Source organism: Serratia nevei, assembly GCF_024160145.1.
In the GTDB taxonomy this organism is placed as follows: Bacteria; Pseudomonadota; Gammaproteobacteria; order Enterobacterales; family Enterobacteriaceae; genus Serratia; species Serratia nevei_A.
The window spans coordinates 20,808-28,169 of the sequence record NZ_JAMYWQ010000050.1 but is presented as its reverse complement, the minus strand read 5'-3'; the positions used below and the strand labels follow the sequence as shown (position 1 = coordinate 28,169).

Genomic DNA, 7,362 nt, shown 5'->3' with positions numbered 1-7,362 from the left:
GCCTGGCGGCAATAGCGCGGTGGTCCCACCTGACCCCATGCCGAACTCAGAAGTGAAACGCCGTAGCGCCGATGGTAGTGTGGGGTCTCCCCATGCGAGAGTAGGACACTGCCAGGCATCAAATAAACGTTATCAGTGTGACGACTGGTAATGCGCAACTCGCAGAGCGCGAGTTTGCCGGCATCGAGAGATGCAACGTAAAAGAATCGGTGGAGCGGTAGTTCAGTTGGTTAGAATACCTGCCTGTCACGCAGGGGGTCGCGGGTTCGAGCCCCGTCCGTTCCGCCACTTATTTAATTATGCCTGCTTTATTAGCAGGCATAATGTTAAGCGAGATTTAGGGGCGTAGCTCAGTTGGTAGAGCACCGGTCTCCAAAACCGGGTGTCGCGAGTTCGAGTCTCTCCGCCCCTGCCATATTAAGAACCCTTTGCGAAAGCAAAGGGTTTTTTTTTGCTCGTTCTTTTCTTCCTTATCATTTTGGAAAAGAGCGCCTTAGACGCCATATACTGATGTTTACCTGGCTTTGGTTGCTTCATGCCCTTCCGATCTTTACCCCACAGACCACCCGATTCTCTTGTCGTTTTTCATTATCTTCTCTCAGAAGGCGGTGGGCGCGTTTTAGCGTGATAGACAGTCATGGCCACGATGGCGGCGTTTAAGGCCGCCATAACGCTTTAGGCTGCGGTATTTAAAGGTATTTTAAGTAATTGCCGAATCAAAGGCTGTTGATCGCTGTTTTGCAACCAGACGGCATACAGTGGGCGGATAATTGGCGGGATCTCGGCGGCGGCAACCAGCTGCGGGTACTCTTTTTCCCACTGGCTGGGCAGGAAAGCGCATCCGCCTGTGGTTTCCAGCAACTGACGCGTCAGGTGAGCGGAGGTGGTGGTGAGGACCGGCACGTTATCACCTTCCAGCAGGCGGTTTTCCTGTTGGTGGAAGTCGGCTCCCCACTCCAGCTTGATGTAGGGCATCGGTGCCTGTTTGTCACGGCAGGCGGATGAGAACAGGCGTAATGAGAAATTGCTCAGCTGCTGGCTGGCCAATTCATCCATCTTCGGCGGTTCAGTGGTGATCAGTAAATCGAGCTGTCTTTCATGCAGTTGTTTTACCAAAGAGTGCCTTAATGCCACCCTGGCTTCGAGCTGCAGCGCCTCGCGTTGTTGATAGAGCGCCTGCAACCAGGGAGTCAGATAGGCTTCCCACAGCGAAGCGGTAGCGCCGATCGACAACTCGGTGTGTTGCAGCGAACGCACGACCTCCTTCTTCGCCAACTGCCAGGTGTTCATCAGGCTCTCGGCATAGGGCAGAAGCCGCTCGCCGGCAGGCGTCAGGCGGATATTATTGCGATGACGGGTAAATAAATTTGCGCCCAGCTGGTTTTCTAACTGACGGATGCGGAAACTGACCGCGGACTGCGTTAAGTACAAAGATTCTGCGGCTCTGCCAAAGTGACGCGTTCTACTGACCTCCAAAAAGGTTTTCAGTAATTCGGTATCCACACCTATCTCCAAAAAAATTTGTCGTTAAGATTTAAATGTTTTGTTTTACACGCTGTCAAGCCTATCTAATACTCCGCGCCATAAACAGCACGGCCATAAGAGAATTAGGAGCGTGTCAGATGGCGGATAGCTTCACCACGACCAATCGTTTTTTTGATAATAAACATTACCCTCGCGGGTTCTCCCGTCACGGCGATTTCACCATTAAAGAGGCGCAATTGCTAGAGCGCTTCGGCTACGCGTTTAACGAGCTGGACTCGGGCAAACGCCAGCCGGTCACTGAAGAAGAACAGCTGTTCGTCGCAGTGTGCCGCGGTGAGCGCGAAGCGGCTACCGAGCAGGAAAAAGTATGGGCTAAATATCTGGCGCGCACACGTCGCCCGAAGAAATTCCATACGCTGTCCGGCGGTAAACCGCAGGCTGACGCAGTAGAAGATTACAGCGACAGTGACGACTAAAGACAATGGGGCCTGCGGGCCCCATTTTCTATTCCAGACTACGATGCAGCTGTAACAGCAGACGATCCATACTGCGATAGCCCAGCGCTTCGCTGAGGTGGCTCCTGTTGAGCTCTGCATCCCCCGCCAAATCCGCCAGCGTGCGCGCAACTTTCAAAATGCGCTGCCAGGCGCGGACCGATAACCCCAGCGCGTTTAATGTTGCCTCCAAAAACTCGGCGTCTGCCGCCTGCAGAACGCAATCACGTTCCACTTCGCGGTTGCTCAACAGTGCGTTGACTTTCCCGGCGCGTTCGAGCTGCCGGGCGCGCGCCTGCTGAACCCTTTCCCGCACTTGCTCACTGCTCTCTCCATGCGTTTTCCGCTGACTGAGCGTACCCGGCGGTAACAGCGGCACTTCGATAGACAGATCGAAACGGTCGAGAAAAGGCCCTGACAGCCGGGCCAGATAGCGCAACACCTGCTGCGGGGAGACGCGGTTGTGCAACCCCTGATAATGCCCGGTCGGGCTGGGGTTCATCGCCGCGATCAACTGCACTCTGGCGGGGAAACAGACCTTGGCGTTGGCGCGTGAAATCACGATCTCGCCGGACTCCAGCGGTTCACGCAGTGCATCCAGTACCTTACGCTCGAATTCCGGTAGCTCATCCAGAAACAGCACGCCGTTATGCGCCATAGAGATCTCGCCCGGGCGCGGCAGTGAGCCGCCGCCGACCAACGCCGCCATCGATGCACTGTGATGCGGTGCGCGAAACGGCCTCTGGCACCATGGCAGGGCGGCGGGGATATGGTGCTGCAAGCTGGCGACCGCCAGGCTTTCCAGCGCCTCATGCTCCGTGAGCGGCGGCAGCAAGCCCGTGAGGCGGCTGGCCAACATGGTTTTACCGGTGCCCGGTGGCCCAATCAGCAGCAGGTTATGCCCGCCGGCGGCGGCGATCTCCAGCGCTCGCTTGGCCTGTTCCTGCCCAATGATGTCGCGCAGATCGGCGTTTTCGCAGGTGTTGTCCGCAGCGGGAGGCGCGGTCGCCACCGGCAGTTCACCCTGGCCGAGCAGAAAGGCGCAGACTTCCAACAGATGCCGGGCGGTATGGGAGTGCGACTGCGCAATCAGGCCGACCTCGGCGGCGTTGTCCGTTGAGAGGATCAGCTGTCGCCCGGCGTCAGCCGCCGCCAGCGCCGCCGGGATCGCGCCCCTGACCGCGCGCAGTGAGCCGGACAGCGCGAGCTCGCCAAGAAACTCGTAGCGCGCCAACGGTGCGAGGGGCAATTGTTCGGAGGCGGCGAGGATCGCCAGCGCTATCGGCAGATCGTAGCGCCCGCCTTCTTTCGGCAGATCGGCGGGCGCCAAATTGACGGTGATGCGTCGGGCGGGAAAGGTGAAGCCGTTATTGATTAGGGCGCTGCGCACCCGATCGCGTGCCTCTTTCACCGTGGTTTCCGGCAGGCCGACCAGCGTCAGGCCGGGCAGGCCATTGCTGATATGCACCTCCACCGTTACGGGAGGGGCCTGAACGCCGATGATGGCGCGGCTATAGATTACCGCCAGTGACATATCGCTCTCCTTGCTGAGGGCGACATGATGCGCGATTCACCCTGGCGGCGCGCGGCGTTATTGGTGGTTTTTCGATGGTTTTCGCATCTTAATAGCCGATTTTCATCGAAGTAAATGAGATTGTGCGAGCGGCCTCGCAGCCTGCGGCAATACCCATTAACAATTCGCTGAAGGCTGCAACACATTAGCGGCCAAAACGCATTGCAACCATAGGCTTAATGGGTGTATTTAACAATTGATTAAAAGAAAAATCACTTCTTTAACAAACCCAGACCGCCGCCGCATTCTGCCCGGCAGCCGCTAAGCCTCCTGACTTCGTACTCTACGGTAGGGATAACACTATGTTTGGTTGGACCCCGCTGCAACGCAACGCGGCAATCGCCAGCTTTTCAAGCTGGACGCTCGACGCTTTCGATTTTTTCGTGCTGGTATTCTTACTCAGCGACATCGCGCAATCCTTTCACGTCGGCCTGGAACAGGTCACGTTGGCGATTCTGCTCACGCTGGCAGTGCGGCCGATCGGCGCGCTGATCTTCGGGCGCGCGGCGGAAAAATATGGCCGCAAGCCGATCCTGATGCTGAATATCGTCTTCTTCTCGGTGTTTGAGCTGCTCTCTGCCGCCGCGCCCTCGCTGACGGTCTTCTTGCTGTTGCGGGTGTTGTACGGGGTGGCGATGGGCGGCATCTGGGGCGTGGCGTCGTCGTTGGCGATGGAAACCATACCGGACCGCTCGCGTGGGCTGATGTCGGGCATTTTCCAGGCCGGCTATCCGTTCGGTTATCTGCTGGCGGCGGTGGTGTACGGCCTGCTGTTCGAAACGGTCGGCTGGCGCGGCATGTTCGTTATCGGCGCAGCGCCGGTCCTGCTGCTGCCGTTTATTTATTATTGCGTGCAGGAGTCGCCGGTGTGGCTGGCAGCGCGTGAGCGCAAAGAAAGCACCGCCTTGCTGCCGGTGTTGAAGAGCCACTGGAAGCTGTGCTGCTATCTGGTGCTGCTGATGGCGGCGTTCAATTTCTTCTCCCACGGTACCCAGGATCTGTATCCGGTATTTTTGAAAGTTCAGCACGGTTTCGACCCTAAAACCGTCAGTATCATCGCCATAAGCTACAATATCGCGTCAATTATCGGCGGCGTTTTCTTCGGTTCGTTATCGGAAAAGATCGGCCGTAAGAAAGCGATCATCATCGCTGCGCTGCTGGCGCTGCCGGTGATCCCGCTGTGGGCGTTTTCCAGCGGTTCACTGATGTTGGGGATCGGCGCTTTCCTGATGCAATTCATGGTGCAGGGGGCCTGGGGTGTGATACCGACCTACCTGACCGAACTGGTGCCGGCCAACACCCGCGCGGTGCTGCCGGGGTTCGTGTACCAACTGGGTAACCTGATCGCCTCGGTCAACGCCACGCTGCAAGCCACCATCGCCGAGCATCATGGGCATAATTACGGCCTGGCGATGGCGATCGTCGCCGGTACGGTGGCGGTGGCGATCGCCCTGTTGGTGTTCTTCGGCAAGGATACGCGCGGCAAGGCGATCACCGGCGCGGCGAAAAATCCGAACATGCGCGCCAGCGTGTGAAAAAGGGGCGATTCGCGTGAGGTATGACCAGATTGCGCCGAATAATAACGCAAAAAAAGTGTTGTCATGTCGCGCGCGGCTGTGATACCTCTGTAAGCATTAGTTCTGAATGAGCACAGTGAACAAACCCATTATGAAAGCCTTTGCCCAAGTGATTAGCCTAGTCGTGATTAGCGTGGTGGTGATTATTATCCCACCGTGCGGGGCTGCACTTGGACGAAGAAAGGCTTAGTAAACAAGCCGGAATCGCAAGAGAACCCCCGCACCGTCAGGTCCGGGGGTTTTTTATTGGCAAGAGAAAAGTGGAGCAAGGGGCAGAGCATGAAAAACAGAACAAAATACTGCAGTTGTCGAAGTAAGGCGGGGAAATAACTATGAATGGCGCTCAGTGGGTAGTTCAAGCGTTGCGTGCGCAGGGTGTGGATACCGTATTCGGCTATCCGGGCGGGGCAATCATGCCGGTGTACGATGCGCTGTACGACGGCGGTGTGGAACACCTGCTGTGCCGCCATGAACAGGGCGCCGCGATGGCCGCCATCGGCTACGCCCGCGCCACTGGCAAAGTCGGCGTTTGCATCGCCACTTCCGGCCCTGGCGCCACCAACCTGATCACCGGCCTGGCAGATGCGCTGCTCGATTCCGTTCCCGTAGTTGCCATCACCGGCCAGGTGGGTTCCGCGCTGATCGGCACCGATGCCTTTCAGGAGATCGATGTTCTCGGCCTGTCTCTGGCCTGCACCAAACACAGCTTCCTGGTGGAATCGCTGGACGCCTTGCCGGGCATCATGGCGGAAGCGTTCGCCATCGCCGCCGGCGGCCGCCCTGGCCCGGTGCTGATCGATATCCCGAAAGACATCCAGCTGGCGCAGGGCGACTTGCACCCGCATCTGATGCCGGTCGACGAAGCGCCGGCGTTTCCGGCGGCGGCGCTGGCAGAGGCGGCCGAGCTGCTGGCGCAGGCGCACAAACCGATGCTGTACGTCGGCGGCGGGGTGGGCATGGCGCAGGCGGTACCGGCGCTGCGTGAATTTATCGCCGTGACCCGCATGCCGAATGTCGCCACCCTGAAGGGGCTGGGCGCGCCGGATGCGCAGGATCCGCTGTACCTCGGCATGTTGGGCATGCATGGCGCCAAGGCCGCCAACCTGGCGGTACAGGCGTGCGATCTGCTGATTGCCGTCGGCGCGCGTTTCGATGACCGCGTGACCGGCAAACTGAACGCCTTCGCACCGCACGCCAAAGTGATCCACATGGATATCGATCCGGCGGAGATGAGCAAGCTGCGCCAGGCGCATGTGGCCCTCCAGGGCGATCTGAAAGCGTTGCTGCCGGCGTTGCAGCGCCCGCTGAATATCGCCGCCTGGCAGCAGCAGGTGACGGCACTGAAAGCCGAGCACGCCTGTCGCTACGATCACCCCGGCCAGCCGATCTACGCGCCATTGTTCTTGCGCCAGCTGTCCGCCCGCAAGCCGGCCAACAGCGTGGTGACCACCGACGTGGGCCAGCACCAGATGTGGAGCGCGCAGCACATGACGTTCGAACGCCCGGAGAATTTCATCACCTCCAGCGGCCTCGGCACCATGGGGTTCGGCGTGCCGGCGGCGGTAGGGGCCCAAGTCGCGCGTCCGCAAGATACGGTGATCTGCGTCTCGGGCGATGGCTCCTTCATGATGAACGTACAGGAGCTGGGCACCATCAAGCGCAAGCAGCTGCCATTGAAAATCGTCTTGCTGGACAACCAGCGCCTCGGAATGGTGCGTCAATGGCAGCAGCTGTTCTTCGACGGCCGCTACAGCGAAACCAACCTGTCCGATAACCCCGACTTCCTGATGCTGGCCGCCGCCTTCGGCATTCCCGGCCAGCGCATCAACCGCAAGGATCAGGTGGAGGGCGCGCTCGAAGCGCTGTTCAACACCGCAGGCCCTTATCTGTTGCAGGTCTCTATCGACGAACTCGAAAACGTCTGGCCGCTGGTGCCGCCGGGCGCCGGCAACGAAACCATGTTGGAGGAAATATCATGATGCAGCATCAACTCTCTATCCAGGCGCGTTTTCGCCCCGAAATGTTAGAGCGCGTATTGCGGGTCGTGCGTCATCGCGGCTTTCAGGTTTGTGCTATGAATATGGTTTCCCCGGCCAACGCCGACAACATCAATATCGAATTGACCGTTGCCAGCCCGCGTCCGGTCGCCTTGTTGTCATCTCAATTAAGCAAACTGATGGACGTCTCCTGCGTTGAGATCCAGCAGCCAACATCACAACAAATACGCGCCTGA

The 7,362-nt window shown here is 58.7% G+C and carries 7 protein-coding genes, 2 tRNA genes and 1 rRNA gene; 8 read left to right on the top strand and 2 right to left on the bottom strand.

The features are described 5' to 3' along the window. Window position 1: 1 nt before the first annotated feature. The 3 genes from rrf (at window position 2) to M6G53_RS22880 (ending at window position 415) form a co-directional block, all read left to right on the top strand. Window positions 2-117, top strand: a 5S ribosomal RNA gene (rrf, locus tag M6G53_RS22890). A 94-nt stretch (window positions 118-211) separates the two neighbouring features. Next, window positions 212-288 (top strand) — tRNA-Asp (locus tag M6G53_RS22885). Between the two features lie 51 nt (window positions 289-339). Continuing rightward, window positions 340-415 (top strand) — tRNA-Trp (locus M6G53_RS22880). A 260-nt stretch (window positions 416-675) separates the two neighbouring features. Here the strand turns inward: M6G53_RS22880 and hdfR are convergent. Further along, the gene (hdfR, locus tag M6G53_RS22875) at window positions 676-1,503 is read right to left on the bottom strand and encodes an HTH-type transcriptional regulator HdfR (protein WP_253334693.1); all 828 of its coding nucleotides are present in this window, start codon (window positions 1,501-1,503) and stop codon (window positions 676-678) included. A gap of 119 nt (window positions 1,504-1,622) precedes the next feature. Between hdfR and M6G53_RS22870 the strand changes: the two genes are divergently transcribed. Beyond that, window positions 1,623-1,961 (top strand): MaoP family protein, encoded by a 339-nt coding sequence (locus M6G53_RS22870; protein ID WP_048232148.1) that lies wholly within the window; start codon window positions 1,623-1,625, stop codon window positions 1,959-1,961. 28 nt (window positions 1,962-1,989) lie between these two features. Here the strand turns inward: M6G53_RS22870 and M6G53_RS22865 are convergent, their stop codons facing one another. Further along, the gene (locus M6G53_RS22865; protein WP_253334691.1) at window positions 1,990-3,513 is read right to left on the bottom strand and encodes a YifB family Mg chelatase-like AAA ATPase; all 1,524 of its coding nucleotides are present in this window, start codon (window positions 3,511-3,513) and stop codon (window positions 1,990-1,992) included. A gap of 341 nt (window positions 3,514-3,854) precedes the next feature. Here M6G53_RS22865 and M6G53_RS22860 point away from each other — a divergent pair, with 341 nt between their 5' ends. From M6G53_RS22860 to ilvM, 4 genes are all read left to right on the top strand, one after another. Next, entirely contained in the window at window positions 3,855-5,087 is a 1,233-nt protein-coding gene (locus tag M6G53_RS22860; RefSeq protein ID WP_253334689.1) for an MFS transporter, read from the top strand. 133 nt (window positions 5,088-5,220) lie between these two features. Beyond that, window positions 5,221-5,319 (top strand): ilv operon leader peptide, encoded by a 99-nt coding sequence (ilvL, locus tag M6G53_RS22855; RefSeq protein WP_013814970.1) that lies wholly within the window; start codon window positions 5,221-5,223, stop codon window positions 5,317-5,319. Window positions 5,320-5,461: 142 nt separating this feature from the next. Next, window positions 5,462-7,108 carry an acetolactate synthase 2 catalytic subunit gene (ilvG, locus tag M6G53_RS22850; protein ID WP_253334687.1) on the top strand — a complete coding sequence of 549 codons (1,647 nt, stop codon included), beginning with the start codon at window positions 5,462-5,464 and terminating at the stop codon, window positions 7,106-7,108. Next, entirely contained in the window at window positions 7,105-7,362 is a 258-nt protein-coding gene (ilvM, locus tag M6G53_RS22845) for an acetolactate synthase 2 small subunit (protein ID WP_073534726.1), read from the top strand. Before ilvG ends, ilvM begins: the two co-directional genes overlap by 4 nt.